Raw genomic sequence first — 17,994 nt, forward strand, 5'->3', positions numbered from 1 at the left:
CGCACCCGGGCATGCCGCACCATAATCAAAACAACGAGGTGAAAGGCCGTGTACAAGATTCTGATTGCCGATGACCACCCGCTCTTCCGCGAAGCCATCCACAACGTCATCAGCGACGGCTTCCCGGAAAGCGAAGTGATGGAGACCGCCGACCTGGACAGCGCCCTGGCCCTGACCCAGGAGCACGACGATCTGGACTTGATCCTCCTCGACCTGAACATGCCCGGCATGCACGGGCTGAACGGGCTGATCAACTTGCGCAACGAAGCCCCCACGGTGCCCGTGGTTATCGTCTCCGCCGAGCAGGACAAGCAGGTGGTGCTGCAAGCGATCACCTACGGGGCGGTGGGTTTCATCACCAAGTCCTCACCTCGGGCGCAGATGACCGACGCCATCGAGCAGATTCTCAACGGCAACGTCTACCTGCCGTCGGACATCATCCGCACCCAGAAAGCCTCGCCGCGCCGCCACCACGAAGAGCCCGGTATCCCGCCGGAACTCTTGCAGGCCCTGACCCGCAAGCAACTGCTGGTGCTGGAACGCATGACCAAGGGCGAATCGAACAAGCAGATCGCCTACAACCTGGACATCGCCGAAACCACAGTGAAGGCCCATGTCTCGGCCATCCTGCGCAAGCTCAATGTGCACAATCGCGTGCAGGCCATTCTCTCGGCCAGCGATATCGACTTCACCGCCTACCTGCGCCGCTGAACGCCCGCTCACAAGGACGAAGATGCCTGCCGCTCGCACCCTGCTGCTCACGGCCCTGGCCATGCTGGCCTTCGCCGGCAATTCCCTGCTCTGCCGTATCGCCCTGAAGGAAACCGCCATCGACGCGGTGAGCTTCACCGCCATCCGCCTCGCCTCCGGCGCGCTGATGCTCTGGCTGCTGCTGCGCCTGCGGCGCCAACCCCTGGCCGCCACGGGTAACTGGCGCGCGGCGGCGGCGTTGTTCGTCTACGCAGCGGCCTTTTCCTATGCCTACCTGCAGCTGGACGCCGGTAGCGGCGCCCTCCTGCTGTTCGGTGCCGTGCAGCTGTGCATGGTGGTGTTTGGCCTGCTGCGCGGTGAGCGCCTGAATATCCAGCAGGCGCTGGGTTTCGCCCTGGCCACAGGCGGACTGGTGGTCCTGCTGCTGCCCGGCGCCAGCGCGCCACCCCTTGTCGGCGGCCTGCTGATGCTGCTCTCGGGTCTCGCCTGGGGTGCCTACACCCTGCTGGGGCGTCAGGCCGGATTGCCGCTGGCGGCCACCGCCGGCAACTTCATTCGCACGCTGCCTTTCGCCGGCCTGCTCCTGCTGCCTTTCCTCGGCGAATTGCGCTGGGACCTGCCGGGGTTGATCTACGCGCTGCTTTCCGGCGCCCTGACCTCGGGCATCGGCTACGCCATCTGGTACAGCGCCCTGCCCGGCCTCGGCGCCCTCCAGGCCGCCAGCGTGCAGCTCAGCGTCCCCATCCTCGCCGCCCTCGGCGGCGCACTGCTGCTGGGCGAAACCATCAGCCTGCGCCTGGCGCTGGTGTCGCTGGCGGTGCTGGGCGGCATCGCCCTCGTGCTGCGGGCGAAGTTTCAGGCGGTGCCGCAGCGGGCCTGACCCTCAGTCGCCGACCTGTTCCCCTCGTAGGGTGGAAATCGCTCTTCATTTCCACCATTCGGAGTCCGGCCAGACCACCCATGGTGGACCGGTGAAGCGTGGTCCACCCTACACCTGGCCCAGCCTTCACCGCTCCAGCAAATGACTCATCGCCGTCTTCAGCTTCATCGGCCGCACAGGCTTGTGCATCAGCGTATGGCCCAGTTCGCGCATCTGTTGCTTCAGCTCATTGCTGTAATTGGCGGTGATCATCAGCGCCGGTAACGGCGTGCTGCGGCGGGCGTTGATGGTGGCGACGGCGTCGACGCCGTTGCAGCCGTCATCCAGGTGGTAGTCGGCGATCAGCAGGTCGGCATCGGCGTGGAAGTTGTCCACCTGGCGCGCCAGGTCCTGTTCGGAAAGCGCGGTGGTGACCCGGCAACCCCAGCCTTCCAGCAAGGTACGCATGCCGGCGCAAATGGCGGCGTCGTTGTCCAGCACCCAGACCCGCGCCCCCTGCAGCCGCTCCAGCACCGCCTGGGGTTCGTCGCGCTCCTGTCTCTGCCGCGGCACGCGCCGGGCCAGGGGTACTTCCACGGAAAACAACGAGCCCTTGCCCACCGCCGAGGCGACCCGGATGCGGTGGCCGAGCATGCGCGCGATCTTCTCCACGATGGCCAGCCCCAGACCCAGGCCGCGATCCTGCTTGGCGCGCACGGTCTCGCCACGCTTGAACTCCTGGAAGATCTCGCCGAGCTTGTCCGCGGCGATGCCGACGCCGGTGTCGTGCACCTCGATCCACAGGCTCTGCCGCCCGCGCCGGCAACCTAGCAGAATGCGGCCATGGGGCGTGTAGCGGATGGCGTTGCTCAGCAGGTTGCGCAGGATCCGCGCCAGCAGTTGCAGGTCGCTGCGGACCAGCGCGGAACTGGGCACGAAGTCCAGTTGCAGGCCCTCGCTGGCGGCGATCTGGCGGTACTCAACGGCCAGGTTGTCGAGCAACTCACCCACGGCGAAGGGCGCGATATCCGGCTTGATCACCCCGGCGTCCAGCTTGGAGATGTCCACCAGGGTACCCAGCAGGTTCTCCACGTCCTCCAGCGAGTTGCTGACATTGCGCACCAGGGCCAGGTTGCAGCGCTGCTCGCGCTGTTCCAGCAGCGCGCTGGTGAACAGCCGCGCGGCATTCAGCGGCTGCAGCAGGTCGTGGCTGACGGCGGCGAGGAACTTGGTCTTGGACAGGTTGGCCTGGTCCGCCTCGTGCTTGGCCTCGCGCAGGCGCAGTTCCACCTGGCTGCGCTCGTCGATCTCGCGGCGCAACTGGCTGTTCAGGGCGGTCAGCTCGGTGGTGCGCTCGCGCACCCGCTGTTCCAGGTTCTGGTAGGCCTGGTGCAAGGCTTCGGCGGTACGGCGGCGCTCGGTGATGTCGCGGATCAGCACGAAGATGCCCACCACCTCGCCATTGGCCAGGCGGTTGGGCACGTAGGACCGCAGCATGCAGCGCTCCTGGCCGTTGAGGTTGGTCTCGGTGACCTCGAAGGATAGGCTCTCCCCCGCCAGCACCCGCTCCACGTAGGGCTCCAGGCGGCGCCAGTGCTCGTCGCTGTGGACCTCGCGCAGGCTCTGGCCGAGCATCGCGCCGCGCGGCCAGCGGTACCACTCCTCGTAGACCTTGTTGGTGAACTCGTAGACCAGGTCAGCGCTGAGGTAGGCGATCAGCGCCGGCACGTGATCAGTGATCAGGCGGATCCAGCGCTCGCTTTCGGCCAGTGCTTCGGCGTGGCGGTAGCGCTCGGTGATGTCGGTGAAGGTATTGACGAAGCCGCCGGTGGGCAGCGGATGGGTACGCACCTCCAGCACCCGGCCGTTGTACAGGCGCTGCTCCATTTCGCGGATCGGGCGGCCATGGCTGTCGCGGGTGTCGGGGGTGAGCAGGGGCAACTCGCTGTCAGCCATGACGCCGGCGAAGCTGCGATGCGCCTCCACCGGCGCCAGGCCGCAGAGTTCGAGGAAACGGTGGTTCCAGAGTTCGAGGATGCCCTCGGCGCTGACCATCGCCACCCCTTGCGAAAGGTTGTCCACGGCGCGCTGCAACAATCGCGACTTCTGCGCCAGGGCCTGCTCGCGGCGTGCGGTCTCGCTCTGCTTCACCTCGGTGATGTCGGTGTAGAGGATCACCAGGCCGCCTTCGCGGGTGGGTCGCTCGCTGACCTGTACCCAGCGCCCGTCGTGGAGGCGGTAGAGGATGTTGTCGTCGCTGCCGCGGTGCTCCTCCACTATCAGGCCAGTGCTGTTGGCCAGCCGGCGGATTTCCGACAACCGCGTGCCGCTACCGATGCGCGCGCGGGTACGGGCCCAGAAGGACTTGAAGCGGCTGTTGAAGAGCACAATGCGCTGTTCGCGGTCGAACAGCACGAAGGCATCGGAGATGCTTTCTATGGCGTCGATCAGGTGCTGGTGGGCGGTTTCCGCGCGCAACCGGGCATCGCTCAACAGCCGGTTGCTGGCCTTAAGCTCGGCCATGGCCTGGTTCAGGGCGTCGGTGCGCTCGCGCACCTGCTCGGCCAGCACCACCGAGTGCTGGAACGCGGCGTAACTGCCGTCGCGGCGGGAAGCGCTGGACTCCACCCGCTCGATCAGCGCCGCATTGATCCGCTTGAGCTTGCGGTTCTCCTCCTCCAGCGCCGCCAGCCGGGCCTGCTGTTCAGCGGCAGCCATTGCGACCCCGGCGGCCGATGGCGACTCCGGTGAAGGTCTGGTTGATGTGCATGCCATTGAACTGCTCTCCATAGGAGTTGAAGCCGATGACCCGATGCCGGCGCAAGACCTCCGAGGTGCGGGCGACGGCGTCGGCGTCGGCCTCGATTTCCAGGCGGCGCAGCACGCAATCGCAGCCGATGGTCAGCAAGGGCGGGCCGAGCCGTTGACCGAGGCGCTCGAACAGCGCCTCGAGGTTCGGCAGCAAGGGGCCGGGACGCATGGCGGTCAGGACGATGCCGTTTTCCACCGCGCAGTAGAAACTCAGGCTGAGGTCCGGGTTGACCCTCTGGATGGAACGCACGTAGTAGGAATCGCCCAGGCGCACGGCCAGTGGGTGGGCCGCGAACACGCGCTCATCCAGGTTCTCCAGGGGTACGCCCATCAGTTGGGCATAGGCCAGGGCGGCCGGCTCGGCATTGAGCTCGAAGACCCGCCGGGTCGCGTTGTCGGCACGGGTGACCACCAGTTTGTCGCTGCCTGGAAGGATGTGGTGGGTGCTGAACACCTCGAAATCCAGGGCCGTATTGATCAGCACCACCACTGCCGCACCGGCATGGAAGCGACCTTCGTGATAGACGTGGGTGTGCCTGAGGTGGTTGTCGTCGGCTGCCGAGCCGCCGAAGTGCGGAATGCTGCCGAAGGCCGCGCCGAGGGCCGCCAGCACCACTTCCTCGCGGCTGGAAAGCCCGTCCAGCAGGGTCAGGGCGAAACTGTGGTCCTTGATCGGCGCCAGGGAGTTGACCCGGCAATCCTGCACCAGGCGCTCGACCAGTTGCTGGGCGTCGATCAGGCCGAAGCGGTCCATCTCGTCCACCAGGACGCTGGCGATGGAGAAGCTGCGGTGGTCGAAACCCACTGCGCTGACGCAATTGCGGCCGTAGCCCTGGGGCGTGATTTCGCCGGCGCTGGTGCAGCCGACCAGGCGTACGCCACCGAAGTACTGTTCCAGCGCCTGCCCCAGGGCTTCGAGGTCGTACTCGGCCGAACAGAAGAACAGCACGAATCCCAGGTGCGGGTGGATGAGCTGGCGCGCCAGGTCCTGGGCCACCGCTTCGGCCTCGCTGGCCTGGGACATGGCGGTGACGACGCCCTCTGCTGGTTCCTCGAGCATCCCGGTTCTCACTCAATTAGCCTGCTGCTGATGGGGAAATTCTACGGAGGCGTTCCGGGACGCCCCATTCTCCTTGGGTAGCGGCGGGCTAGTTCGAAGGTAGGGGGCGGCTTTTCTACCCGCACCTTCCCGGCTTAGGGCAGCCGGGGGTTGGCATTAATCTGTAGGGGCGAATTCATTCGCCAAGGGCTGCGCAGCAGCCCCTGACAACTCCGTCGGGCAGGCCTTCGGCCTGCTTGGCGAATGAATTCGCCCCTACAACAGAGCGTCCCCGCCTGGCGACTGAAAATAAAAAAAGCGGGAGGACTAGCGCCTCTCCCGCCAAAACCGGAGCAATCAGGATCGAGCCTTACCAGGTCAGCACGGCACCCAGGGCGACGGTGTCGGTGTCTTCGTTCTGCGTATCGCCCTCGTGGCCATCGATCTCGAACTGGTTGTACTCGGCCACCAGCTTGAGGTTGTCGTTGATGTCGTGGAACAGCGCGATGCCGCGGGTCTCGTAGTCGGCGCCGGTGTTGACCACGCCATTGCCGTCGTCCTTGGTCTTGCCGTAGGACAGCGCCAGGCGGTTCTTGCCGAAGCGGTAGGAGCCCTGCAGCAGGTAGCCGTCGCTGTCCACTTCTCGCAGGGTCGGCTCGCCGGCGTTGTTGGTGAAGAAGGGGTTGATGCCCTTGGCGTGGAAGCCCGAACCCACCAGGGTGAAGCCGCCCATCTTGGCCTGCACGCCATAGCCCAGGCCCTTGGAGGTGACGCTGTCGACGTTGGGATCGGTGTTTTCCGAGGTCTGGTAGGCGCCGTTGACCCAGGAGTAGAGCTGCGCGCCGGCCAGGTCGAACTCGTAGGTGACCTCGCTCTCGAAACGCGGGTTTTCCTGGTAGGCCTTGCCGGTGGGGCTGTCGTCGTTGGTGTCCACCGGGTCCATGATGCCCACGGCGGCGCGCAGGCCGTCGGTCTTCGGGCTGCGGTAGGTGATCTGCGAGGTCGGGAACGGATAGGGATAGCCGGTGCCGATGTTGCCGAAGGACACGCCGCCGCCATCCACCAGACCCAGGGTGTCGCTGACCTGGCCGTAACCGGCGAGCAACTCATCGAGCAGGATGTTGGAACGGGCGAACAGGCCGAAGTCCTTGCCCACCAGCACCTCGCCCCAATCCGCACCGGCGGTACCGTAGAACTGGCGGACGTCGATGGCGGTGGCGGTGCCGTTGGTCTCGCTGTCGTTGATGGTGACCCAGAAGGAAGAGCGGGCGCCGAGCTTGAGGTCATCCACCTGCTTGCCCATGTTGAAACCGATCCAGTTGGGCAGGAACCCCATCTTCACCCGGGACTGGCGGCGGTCGAACTGCTCGCCGTCGCGATCAACGTCGCTGTTGACGTAGAAGGCGTTGACGTAACCGTCGGCGGAGAAGGTGGTCTGGTCCTTGTCGTAGAGGACGATTTCGGCGGCGGCCTGCTGGGTGGCCAGGGCTACCGCCGCCGCGAGGGCAAGGCGGGACAAACGGGCTTGGGCGATCTTCTTGTTGTGCATGACGCTCTCCGCTGTGGGTGGACGACCGGCAGGTCTGTCGTGTCGGAGGCGATTATCGAAACGCCGCAGGGCCCGCCATACGCTGCCTTGGCAGGCTTTCGCCGCTGCCTTGGCAGGGGCTCGGGAGCCGCGTCGGCTGGGTGTACGACCGGACGAGGCTTAGGTCGTAGGCCGACGGAGGGACGCGCAGGCACGAAAGGACGAGACCTGTTCGTCTCGCCCGCTGAAGAAGATGTGGAATGCGCCGGATCAGCCGCGGACGCGCCAGCTCGACGAAGGCGGCTCGCCATTGGCCAGGGCATGGCAGGCCCGGCCGGCGACCAGGCGGCGGTGCTGTTCCAGCAATTGCGCGGGCTGCAGCGCCGACAGGCACAGGCGGACCCGACCCGCGTGGCCCGCCGGTAGGCCGGCCAGGTGATCGAGCCAGGACTGCCAGGCATGATCGGCGAAGTTCGCCGCCCGCTGCTCCAGTTGCTGTTGCAGGGTAGCGGCCAGTTGTTCCAGCCGGCGCGGGTCCAGGCGCGCCAGGCCGGCGTACTGGCGGGCAAGGAAGTCGTCGACATGGTCGAAGAGCCCGGCGACCGGGGTACGGGGCGACTGCACGGCGAACAGTAGACCGCGATGGCGGCCGAACTGGCGGAAACCGCAGGCCAGGGCGTAGCCCACCTGCAACTCGCCGCGCAGGCGCTGGTGGAAGGCCGGTTCCAGGATGCAGGCGAGCAGTCGCCAGAGGGCCTCGGCTTCCGGCTCGGGTCGTTCGAGGGGATAGAACAGCAGGATTGCCGCTTCCCCTTGGATGTCCTCTCGCTGCCAGACGCGTTCGCCCTCGCCGGCCGCAGTGCCGATGGTCGTCGGGCGGCCGGGCAGTTCCACCCCCAGCGCGGCCTCGCCTATTCCCAGCCCTTGCCATCGCGCCTGCCGCCAAAAGCGCGCCAGGTCCCGCGCAGCAGATACCGCCGGCCCCGGAGATGGCGAGTCCTCCAGCCGATCGGGCAGGCATTGCAGCAACTGGCGGATGGGTAACTGGCCTGCCAAACGGCGCGCGGCCTGTTGCTGCAAGCTTGGCCCCTGGGCCAGGGCCCAGGGTGTCGGTGCCGGCAGGATGCCGAGGAGGTCGCCTGCTACCTGGCTTACTTGGTGGGTGTTGCCGAGCAGGGACAATGCCAGGCTGCCCTGCTCCGCCTGCAAGCTGGCGTCCAGGCCGGCCTGGACGGCGGCGGCCAGCACCGGCCATGCCGCCCGCTGCAGACCATGGGCGAGGCCACAGGGCAGCCCGCCTCGTTCGGGTCGCCAGCGCAGGTACAAGGCCCCCCTGTCGGGCGCTGCCGGCAGACCGGGCAGCAGCGGCAACCGGGAATAACCCGACACCCTGGCGGCTCGCGGGTGCAGATAGGGGTTGCCTGGCGGCAACCGCCACTGCGTGCTGGCCGGGGCAACGGCCCGTGCGTCCAATGGCTCGAGGCACAAGGGGAAGCCAGCCGACTCCAGGTTCGGCCCGGCGACAGGATGGCCGGTCTCCAGACGTACCAACCGTTCCGGACGGAGTTGCTCGAGCAGCCCCTGGACGTCCGCAAGCCGCGGCAGGCCGGGCGCCATCGCGGTATCCAGCGGCCCCAGGGCAGCGGCCTGGCGACCCAGGATCTCCATCCGTTCTTCCCAGACGCCCGTCCAGGGCGAGGCCGAGCGCAGGAAAGTCAGCCACCCTAGTACTTCGGCCTCCAGGCGCGCACCGTCGGCGTCACTGGCGAGCTCAAAGTCCATCAGCAGCAGCCCCTGGCCGCCGTGGGCATAGGGCAGGCGCAGATGCACGCCCTCGCTCAGGCCGAGGGACGCCAGGCGCTCCTGCAAGCCGCCGGCGGCAGGATCGGCCATGAGGCTTTCGACGAACCTCATGGCGGCTTCCAGGCCGACGCATTCATGGTCCAGCACGAACGCCAGCAGCAGCCGCCCCTCGCCGGGGCAACCGAGGCGCAGGCGGCCCGCGCGCAGGGGCAGCATCGCTGGCAACACAGGCTCAGGCAGCACCGCCCCCGCCTGCAACGCCGAGCCATGCTGGCGCGCGAGCTCCGCCAACCGTTCCAGCGGCTGCGGCCCGACCAGGGTCAGGCACATGCGGGCCGGTTGGTAATGGTCGCGATGGAAGCGCTGCAGCGCCGGTCGGAAGTCCGGGGATTCCAGCTGCAGGCTGGCGGCATTGCCCGCATGGAAGTCCGCCAGGGGATGGCCGGGCGCCAGGGCCCAGGCAAGGGCGGCCTCACAGAGGGTCTGCGGGTCCCGCGCACGGGCGCTGTATTCGGCGTCCAGTACCTGGCGCTCGCGCCAGAGCGCTGCCTGATCCAGCGAGGGGTTGGCGAGCATGTCCAGCAACCGCGCCAGGGCCGGCTCCAGGTGCGTCGCCGGCACCTCGCAGAAATATCGTGTGCGGCGCGGGCCGGTGCTGGCATTGACCCGGCCACCCAACCCCTGGACGAAGGGCATCAGCCCATCGCCCGGAGGGAAGCCCTGACTGCCGAGGAAGACCAGGTGTTCGAGAAAATGCGCCAGCCCGGGATGCTCGGCCGGCTCGTCATGGCTGCCGCCGTCGACCTCCACCAGTGCCGCGGCCAGGCCGGGCCCCGCCTGCTGCAGCAGGCGCACCCGCAGGCCATTGCCCAGTTGCAGGGTCAAAGGCGATGACGGCTTGGACGGCTCTATGAACGTGGACATGGCTGGCCGGAAACCAGGTGGGATCGCCCGTAGCTTCGATCGCGACCAAAGAATCGACAATGCTGCTTTGGGCGTAATCCTGTGGTCTATGCGGATAGTTCTTCCAGGCCATGGCAATTTTCCTACAAACCAATCAGATATTTGCCAGCAGACGTTATGGACGTGACTCCATCGTAGGCACTAGCATCTCAACGCGATAATGGCGCATTGCCACATGCCCTGGTAACCCTAGCGGAGCAAGCATGGACCAGACGCCCCAACAGATACCCCAGAGTGAAATCGCCCTGCTGGCCAATATCCTGGCTCTCACCACCCGCAACATGACCGCTGTCACCACGCTGCTGGCGCAGGTCACCGCCAATCTGGCCAACGCCACCGACAGCAGCCTGCAGGCGGCTTCCGTCGGCCTGCTGGACAGGATCACCGGCCTTGGCCATGACCTGGAACTGCAGTGGGACCTCATCCAGTCCCTGGACCGCTTCTGCCCCCTGCTGGCCCGCACCCCGCCGGCGCGGACTTCCCTGGTCACCGAAATCGATATCAGCCAGTTGCCCCAGAATCACTGATTGGCTTGATTTTTTCCGGGCGATCCGTTAGGGTCGCCGCCGTTAGTACCAAGTTGTAAGTCAATCCGGCCTTTCGATCCCTCGCCCCCAGCGGGCCCAAGCAAAGGGACAGAGCCATCCCCGCCGCCTCACCGACCGCACATCGCCCCGTGCGATGCAGTAAAGCTGTCATGAGCGCACGGTAGATTGACCAGGACTGCCAGCCAGGCCAGACCCTTGCCCGGCGCAGCACCTGGCATCCCAAGTACCAGCTGCCAGAGCCAGATCCCATCGGGGAACTTAGTGCCGGCACCCTTGCTCCGATAAGGATCATCCGACTTGAGCCTGTTGCTCGGCGGATTCGGAGTCATTTGTCTGGCGGCCAGTTGGCCGCAAAACGAAGGAAGCAACACGATGACCATCCATCATCAAGCCCAAGCTGCCATCAGCACCCTGACCAGCGCCTTTGCGCCGTTTACCTGCCATATCACCGCCGCTCGCAACGGCAACTTCAGCTTCACCGTCGTCAACGAATACGGTGTGGCCCGCCACAGCGAGCGTCTGTACCCCGAGCACTACGGCGACGTCGACAACCTGAAGACTGTGATCGATCGGGCGCAGAAGGCCCTGACCTGCTGAGCAGCAGCAAACGAAAAGCCCCGCAAGAGCGGGGCTTTTTCATGGCCGTCAGATAGTCGCTGGGCGACGGCCCGTTACCCAAAGGCGACAGACCGGGCATAATTCGCCCCCTCATTCCGCCAGCCCTGCGTTTCCATGCGAATTCACGTCACCTTCATCGACCGCGTCGGCATCACCCAGGAGGTCCTGGCCCTGCTCGGTGGCCGCAATCTCAACCTGGACGCGGTGGAAATGGTGCCGCCCAACGTCTATATCGACGCCCCCACCCTCAGCCCCGAGGTGCTCGACGAATTGCGCGAAGCCCTGCATGCCGTGCACGGCGTACAGGAAGTGAAGGTGGTGGACATCCTCCCCGGTCAACGCCGGCGCCTGCAGCTGGATGCGCTGCTGGCCGCCATGAGCGACCCGGTGCTGGCGGTGGACGGCGATGGCCGTGTCCTCCTGGCCAACCCGGCGCTGATCGCGCTCTACGGCTCCGAGCCCGAAGGCCAGATCCTGGCGCAGCTGTTCGGTGACGACAGGCTGCACCGCGCCCTGCTGGAGCAGGATTTCCGCCTGCCCCTGCGGGAAATCACCCTCAAGGGCCAGGCACTGCTGCTGGATGCGGTGCCCATTACCGAGGGTGACCAACTGGCCGGCGCCCTGCTCACCCTCTATCAGCCCAATCGCATCGGCGAGCGCCTCTCGGCCCTGCATCACGATCATGCCGCCGAAGGCTTCGATGCCCTGCTGGGCGACTCGGCGCCGATGGCCACCCTCAAGGCGCGCGCCCAGCGGGTCGCGTCCCTGGATGCGCCGCTGCTGATCGGCGGCGAAACCGGCACCGGCAAGGAGCTGGTGGCCCGTGCCTGCCACGCGGCCAGCACCCGCCGCAACCAGCCGTTCCTGGCCCTGAACTGTGCCGCGTTGCCGGAGAACCTGGCCGAAAGCGAGCTATTCGGCTATGCCCCGGGGGCCTTCACCGGCGCCCAGCGCGGCGGCAAGCCGGGCCTGCTGGAACTGGCTCACCAGGGCACGGTTTTCCTCGATGAGATCGGCGAAATGTCGCCCTACCTCCAGGCCAAGCTGCTGCGGTTCCTCAGTGACGGCAGTTTCCGCCGGGTGGGCGGCGATCGCGAGATCAAGGTGGACGTGCGCATCCTCAGCGCCACCCACCGCGACCTGGAGAAAATGGTCAGCGAAGGCGCCTTCCGCGAAGACCTCTTCTACCGCCTCAACGTGCTCAACCTGGAAGTGCCGCCCCTGCGCGAGCGCGGCCAGGACATCCTGTTGCTGGCGCGCTTCTTCATGCAGCAGGCCTGCACCCAGATCCAGCGCCCGGCCTGCCGCCTGGCTCCCGGCACCTTCCAGGCGCTGCTGGCGAACCGCTGGCCGGGCAATGTCCGCCAGCTGCAGAACGTGATCTTCCGCGCCGCCGCCATCTGCGAAAGCAGCCTGGTGGAGATCGGCGACCTGGATATCGCCGGCACCGCGGTGGCGCGGGAACGCGATGGCGAGGTGAGCAGCCTGGAAGAGGCCGTGGAGAACTTCGAGCGGGCATTGCTGGAAAAGCTCTTCGTCACCTATCCCTCGACCCGCCAGTTGGCCGCGCGCCTGCAGACCTCCCATACCGCCATCGCCCACCGACTGCGCAAGTACGGGATCCCGGGCAAGAGCTGAAGCTGATTCTTCGTTTATCTTCTATCATATTGAAATATATAGGTTTTAATTGCCGCCTGTAGGGGCGAATTCATTCGCCAAGGGCAGCGTAGCTGCCCCCTTGGTGGCACGAAGGGCACGCCTTCGGCCTGCTTGGCGAATGAATTCGCCCCTACAAGGAAGCGGGGCACACCAATTCTTCACTTAATTTGTCACGAAATACCTACAACATACTGTTTCACATAGACTTATATGAATGATAACGACAATCCGTAGCGATATCGCTACAGCGTAACGATTCCGCAACAAGCCCCCAGAACCCCCGCCACGCCTGAGTCCGCACCCAGTCCTCGGCAAAACCCTCCCCACCTTGTAGCGATTTCGCTACACGCCATTTCAGCCACTTTCTTCAGAAAACACCTCAAAGCCTTGATTTACAAGGCATGCAGCCTTCTGGCACTGCCCTTGCTAATGGGCGGGCTACGGCGCGCGGCAATGACCGCGTGCGGGGCTAAGCGCCTGGCAGAAGAAACAGGCGCGTCATACGAGTTGAGGACCAAAGATGAGCGAATTGCGTTTCACCGCCGACCACGAATGGCTGCGCCTTGAACAAGACGGTCGCGTCACCGTCGGCATTACCGAGTACGCGCAGGACGCGCTGGGCGACGTGGTCTTCGTCCAGCTGCCGGAACTGCAGGCTTACGCCAAGGGCGAGGAAGTCGCCGTACTGGAATCGGTGAAGGCCGCCAGCAACATCGTCATGCCGCTGGACGGCGAGGTGGTGGAAATCAATGACCAACTGGTGGACAGCCCCGAGCTGGTCAACGAAGAACCCCTGGGCAAGGGCTGGTTCTTCCGCATGCAGCTGGCCGACGCCAGCGTCCTCGACGGCCTCCTCGACCAGGCCGGCTACGAAAACCTGCTGAAAGCCAACGGCTGAGGAATGACCATGAGCATCGAAACCCCGGCCCTCGGCACCGCCAACGAATTCATCGCCCGCCATATCGGCCCGCGCGACGCCGATATCCAGGCCATGCTGCAGCTTCTGGGCTATGCCGATATCGAAGCCCTGACCGCCAGCGTCATCCCTGACAGCATCAAGGGCACCAGCGTGCTCGACCTGCCGGCCGGCCAGAGCGAGGCCGAAGCCCTCGCCGCGATCAAGGCCATCGCCGCCAGGAACCAGCTGTTCAAGAGCCACATCGGCCAGGGCTACTACCCCTGCCACACCCCCAGCCCGATCCTGCGCAACCTGCTGGAAAACCCGGCCTGGTACACCGCCTACACCCCCTACCAGCCGGAAATCTCCCAGGGCCGCCTGGAAGCCCTGCTGAACTTCCAGACCCTGGTCAGCGACCTCTCCGGCCTGCCGGTGGCCAACGCCTCCCTGCTGGACGAAGGTACCGCCGCCGCCGAAGCCATGACCTTCTGCAAGCGTCTGGCGAAGAACAAGGCCAGCAATGCCTTCTTCGCCTCGCAGCACTGCCACCCGCAGACCCTCGACGTCCTGCGCACCCGCGCCGAGCCGCTGGGGATCGAGGTGGTGATCGGCGACGAGCGTGAAATCACCGACGCCAGCGCCTACTTCGGCGCCCTGCTGCAGTACCCGGCCGCCAATGGCGACATCTTCGACTACCGCGCGCTGGTGGAGCGCTTCCACGCCGCCAACGCCCTGGTGGCGGTGGCCGCCGACCTGCTGGCGCTGACCCTGCTGACCCCGCCCGGCGAGTTCGGTGCCGACGTCGCCCTGGGCAGTGCCCAGCGCTTCGGCGTGCCGCTGGGCTTCGGCGGCCCGCACGCGGCCTACTTCGCCACCCGCGACGCCTTCAAGCGCGACATGCCCGGCCGCCTGGTCGGCGTGTCCATCGACCGCCACGGCAAGCCGGCCCTGCGCCTGGCCATGCAGACCCGCGAGCAGCACATCCGCCGTGAGAAGGCCACCAGCAACATCTGCACCGCCCAGGTGCTGCTGGCCAACATCGCCAGCATGTACGCCGTTTACCACGGCCCGCAGGGGCTGACCCGCATCGCCAAGCGCGTGCACCAGCTGACCGCGATCCTGGCCCAGGGCCTGGCCAAGCTGGGCATCAGTGTCGAGCAGGAATCCTTCTTCGACACGCTCACCCTGGCCACCGGCGCCAAGACCGCCGAACTGCACGCCAAGGCCCGCGCCCAGCGCATCAACCTGCGCATCGTTGACGCCAACCGCCTCGGCCTGTCCCTGGACGAGACCACCACCCAGGCCGACGTCGAGCAACTCTGGGCGATCTTCGCCGACGGCCAGGCCCTGCCCGCCTTCGCCGAACTGGCCGCCAGCGTCGCCAGCCGCCTGCCGGCCGCGCTGCTGCGCCAGTCGGCCATCCTCAGCCACCCGGTATTCAACCGCTATCACTCGGAAACCGAGCTGATGCGCTACCTGCGCAAGCTGGCCGACAAGGACCTGGCGCTGGACCGCAGCATGATCCCGCTGGGCTCCTGCACCATGAAGCTGAACGCCGCCAGCGAGATGATCCCGGTGACCTGGGCCGAGTTCGGTGCCCTGCACCCCTTCGCCCCCGCCGAGCAGAGCGCCGGCTATCTGGAGCTGACCACCGAGCTGGAGGCCATGCTCTGTAAGGCCACCGGCTATGACGCCGTGTCCCTGCAGCCCAACGCCGGCTCCCAGGGCGAGTACGCCGGCCTGCTGGCCATCCGCGCCTACCACCTCAGCCGTGGCGACGACCAGCGCGACATCTGCCTGATCCCGCAATCGGCCCACGGCACCAACCCGGCCACCGCCAGCATGGTGGGCATGCGCGTGGTGGTGACCGCCTGCGACGCCCGCGGCAACGTGGACATCGCCGACCTCAAGGCCAAGGCCGAAGAGCACCAGGACCGCCTCGCCGCGCTGATGATCACCTACCCGTCCACCCACGGCGTGTTCGAGGAAGGCATCCGCGAGATTTGCGAGATCATCCACGCCAATGGTGGCCAGGTGTACATCGACGGCGCCAACATGAACGCCATGGTCGGCCTCTGCGCCCCGGGCCAGTTCGGTGGCGACGTGTCCCACCTGAACCTGCACAAGACCTTCTGCATCCCCCACGGCGGTGGCGGCCCGGGTGTCGGCCCGATCGGCGTGAAGGCGCACCTGGCGCCCTTCCTGCCCGGCCACGCGCACATGGCGCGCAAGGAAGGCGCCGTGAGCGCCGCGCCCTTCGGCAGCGCCAGCATCCTGCCCATCACCTGGATGTACATCCGCATGATGGGCGGCGAGGGTCTGCGTCGCGCCACTCAGATGGCGATCCTCAACGCTAACTACATCGCCCGCCGCCTGGAGGAGCACTACCCGGTGCTCTACACCGGCAGCAACGGCCTGGTGGCCCACGAGTGCATCCTCGACCTGCGTCCGCTCAAGGAAACCAGCGGCATCAGCGTCGACGACGTCGCCAAGCGCCTGATCGATTACGGCTTCCACGCGCCGACCATGTCCTTCCCGGTGCCCGGCACCCTGATGATCGAGCCCACCGAGAGCGAGTCGAAGGAAGAGCTGGATCGCTTCTGCGAGGCCATGATCCGCATCCGCGAGGAAATCCGTGCGGTGGAGAACGGCGAGCTGGACAAGGACGACAACCCGCTGAAGAACGCCCCGCACACCGCGGCCGAGCTGGTCGGCGACTGGACCCACCACTACAGCCGCGAGCTGGCCGTGTACCCGACCGCCAGCCTGGTGGACGGCAAGTACTGGCCGCCGGTGGGCCGCGTGGACAACGTCTACGGCGACCGCAACCTGGTCTGCGCCTGCCCGTCCATCGAGGCCTACCAGGACGCCTGACCGCCGCTGGAGTGATCTCTGTGGGGGCGAATTCATTCGCGATCGAGGTTCCAGGGGGCTGCTGCGCAGCCCTTCGCGAATGAATTCGCTCCTACAGGAACCCTGGCAGGACATGACTGCTCGGCGGTCGGGCCTTGGCGCCTGATCCGCCGAGCTGTCTACGCTGACTAATAAGAAAGAGCCGAGCACACGCTCAGGAGCGCGACATGTCCCTCAGTGTCTTCGACCTGTTCAAGATCGGCATTGGTCCCTCCAGTTCCCACACCGTGGGCCCGATGCGCGCCGCCGCGCGCTTCGTCGAGGGCCTGCGCCGGGAAAATCTGCTGGACGATACCCATAGCCTGAAAGTCGAGCTGTACGGCTCCCTCGGCGCCACCGGCAAGGGCCACGGCAGCGACAAGGCCGTGCTGCTGGGCCTGGAAGGCGAACAGCCGGATACCGTGGATACCGAAAGCGTCGACGAACGCCTGGCGAGCATCCGCCAGCGCGGCGAACTGCTGCTGGGCGGCGACAAGCCGGTCCACTTCGTGGAGAAGGAGCACCTGGCGATGATTCGCAAGCCGCTCCCCTACCACCCCAACGGCATGATCTTCCGCGCCTTCGACGACGCCGGTATCCAGATCCGTTCGCGCGAGTACTACTCGGTGGGCGGCGGTTTCGTGGTGGACGAGGAAGCCGCCGGGCTCGATCGCATCGTCGAAGACCGCACGCCGCTGCCCTACCCGTTCAAGACCGCCAAGGACATGCTCGCCCACTGCACGGCCACCGGACTGTCCATCAGCGACCTGATGCGCGAGAACGAGAAAGCCTGGCGCAGCCCGGAAGACACCAGCGCCGGCCTGATGAAGATCTGGCAGGTGATGCAGGATTGCGTGAAGACCGGCTGCCGCAAGGAAGGCATCATGCCCGGCGGGCTGAAGGTCAGGCGCCGCGCCGCCGCGCTCTACCGCCAGCTCAGCGAACAGCCGGAAGCCAACCTGCGCGACAGCCTCTCGGTGCTTGACTGGGTCAACCTCTACGCGCTGGCGGTGAACGAGGAGAACGCCACCGGCGGCCGCGTGGTCACCGCGCCCACCAACGGCGCGGCCGGCATCGTCCCGGCGGTGCTGCACTACTACAGCCGCTTCGTCCCCGGTGCCAACGACGACGGCGTCGAGCGCTTCCTGCTCACCGCCGCCGCCATCGGCATCCTCTACAAGGAGAACGCCTCCATCTCCGGCGCCGAAGTCGGCTGCCAGGGCGAGGTCGGCGTGGCCTGCTCGATGGCCGCCGGCGCGCTCTGCGAAGTCCTCGGCGGCACTCCGCAGCAGGTGGAGAACGCCGCCGAGATCGGCATGGAACACAACCTCGGGCTGACCTGCGACCCGGTCGGCGGGCTGGTCCAGGTGCCCTGCATCGAGCGCAACGCGATGGGCTCGGTGAAGGCCATCAACGCCGCGCGCATGGCCCTGCGCGGCGACGGCCAGCACTTCATCTCGCTGGACAAGGTGATCCGCACCATGCGCCAGACCGGCGCCGACATGAAGAGCAAGTACAAGGAAACCGCCCGCGGCGGCCTCGCCGTGAACATCATCGAATGCTGAAGCACAGCGGCAAGCGGCAAGCCACAAGCTTCAAGTAGAAATCACTGTTTCGCTGCCTTCTTGCGGCTTGCCGCTTGAAGCTTGCAGCTCCCGAAGGAGA

12 protein-coding genes are annotated in these 17,994 nt (G+C 66.4%); 8 read left to right on the top strand and 4 right to left on the bottom strand.

Features of this window, described 5'->3' with window-relative positions:
- Nucleotides 1-48 precede the first annotated feature (48 nt).
- Nucleotides 49-711: a response regulator gene (locus ACFW0H_RS24780; protein WP_422916499.1), complete on the top strand. Its 663-nt coding sequence runs from the start codon at nt 49-51 to the stop codon at nt 709-711.
- Between the two features lie 22 nt (nt 712-733).
- Entirely contained in the window at nt 734-1,591 is an 858-nt protein-coding gene (locus tag ACFW0H_RS24785; RefSeq protein WP_422916500.1) for an EamA family transporter, read from the top strand.
- A gap of 126 nt (nt 1,592-1,717) precedes the next feature.
- Here the strand turns inward: ACFW0H_RS24785 and nahK are convergent, their stop codons facing one another.
- The 4 genes from nahK to pqqF all read right to left on the bottom strand — a co-directional run bounded on the left by nahK (nt 1,718) and on the right by pqqF (nt 9,675).
- Nucleotides 1,718-4,345 (bottom strand): hybrid sensor histidine kinase/response regulator NahK/ErcS', encoded by a 2,628-nt coding sequence (gene nahK / locus ACFW0H_RS24790; protein WP_422916501.1) that lies wholly within the window; start codon nt 4,343-4,345, stop codon nt 1,718-1,720.
- Entirely contained in the window at nt 4,275-5,441 is a 1,167-nt protein-coding gene (gene nosP / locus ACFW0H_RS24795) for a nitric oxide-sensing protein NosP (RefSeq protein ID WP_422916502.1), read from the bottom strand. Before nosP ends, nahK begins: the two co-directional genes overlap by 71 nt.
- 349 nt (nt 5,442-5,790) lie before the next feature.
- Nucleotides 5,791-6,969 (bottom strand): porin, encoded by a 1,179-nt coding sequence (locus ACFW0H_RS24800; protein WP_422916503.1) that lies wholly within the window; start codon nt 6,967-6,969, stop codon nt 5,791-5,793.
- A gap of 249 nt (nt 6,970-7,218) precedes the next feature.
- Entirely contained in the window at nt 7,219-9,675 is a 2,457-nt protein-coding gene (gene pqqF, locus ACFW0H_RS24805) for a pyrroloquinoline quinone biosynthesis protein PqqF (RefSeq protein ID WP_422916504.1), read from the bottom strand.
- 242 nt (nt 9,676-9,917) lie between these two features.
- Here pqqF and ACFW0H_RS24810 point away from each other — a divergent pair, with 242 nt between their 5' ends.
- The 6 genes from ACFW0H_RS24810 (at nt 9,918) to ACFW0H_RS24835 (ending at nt 17,894) form a co-directional block, all read left to right on the top strand.
- Nucleotides 9,918-10,241, top strand: coding sequence for a hypothetical protein (locus ACFW0H_RS24810; protein WP_422916505.1), 324 nt, complete (start codon nt 9,918-9,920; stop codon nt 10,239-10,241).
- Between the two features lie 393 nt (nt 10,242-10,634).
- Nucleotides 10,635-10,859 carry a hypothetical protein gene (locus ACFW0H_RS24815; protein ID WP_422916506.1) on the top strand — a complete coding sequence of 75 codons (225 nt, stop codon included), beginning with the start codon at nt 10,635-10,637 and terminating at the stop codon, nt 10,857-10,859.
- Nucleotides 10,860-10,994: 135 nt separating this feature from the next.
- Nucleotides 10,995-12,518 carry a sigma-54-dependent transcriptional regulator gene (locus ACFW0H_RS24820; RefSeq protein WP_422916507.1) on the top strand — a complete coding sequence of 508 codons (1,524 nt, stop codon included), beginning with the start codon at nt 10,995-10,997 and terminating at the stop codon, nt 12,516-12,518.
- A 541-nt stretch (nt 12,519-13,059) separates the two neighbouring features.
- Complete coding sequence (gene gcvH / locus ACFW0H_RS24825) at nt 13,060-13,437, top strand: glycine cleavage system protein GcvH (RefSeq protein WP_422916508.1); 378 nt, start codon at nt 13,060-13,062, stop codon at nt 13,435-13,437.
- 9 nt (nt 13,438-13,446) lie between these two features.
- Nucleotides 13,447-16,311 carry an aminomethyl-transferring glycine dehydrogenase gene (gene gcvP / locus ACFW0H_RS24830; RefSeq protein WP_459077331.1) on the top strand — a complete coding sequence of 955 codons (2,865 nt, stop codon included), beginning with the start codon at nt 13,447-13,449 and terminating at the stop codon, nt 16,309-16,311.
- A 206-nt stretch (nt 16,312-16,517) separates the two neighbouring features.
- On the top strand, nt 16,518-17,894 hold the full coding sequence (locus tag ACFW0H_RS24835; protein ID WP_422916510.1) for an L-serine ammonia-lyase: 1,377 nt from the start codon (nt 16,518-16,520) through the stop codon (nt 17,892-17,894).
- Nucleotides 17,895-17,994 lie beyond the last annotated feature (100 nt).

Origin of the sequence: Metapseudomonas cellulosilytica (genome assembly GCF_049334135.1) — a bacterium.
Lineage (GTDB): Bacteria > Pseudomonadota > Gammaproteobacteria > Pseudomonadales > Pseudomonadaceae > Metapseudomonas.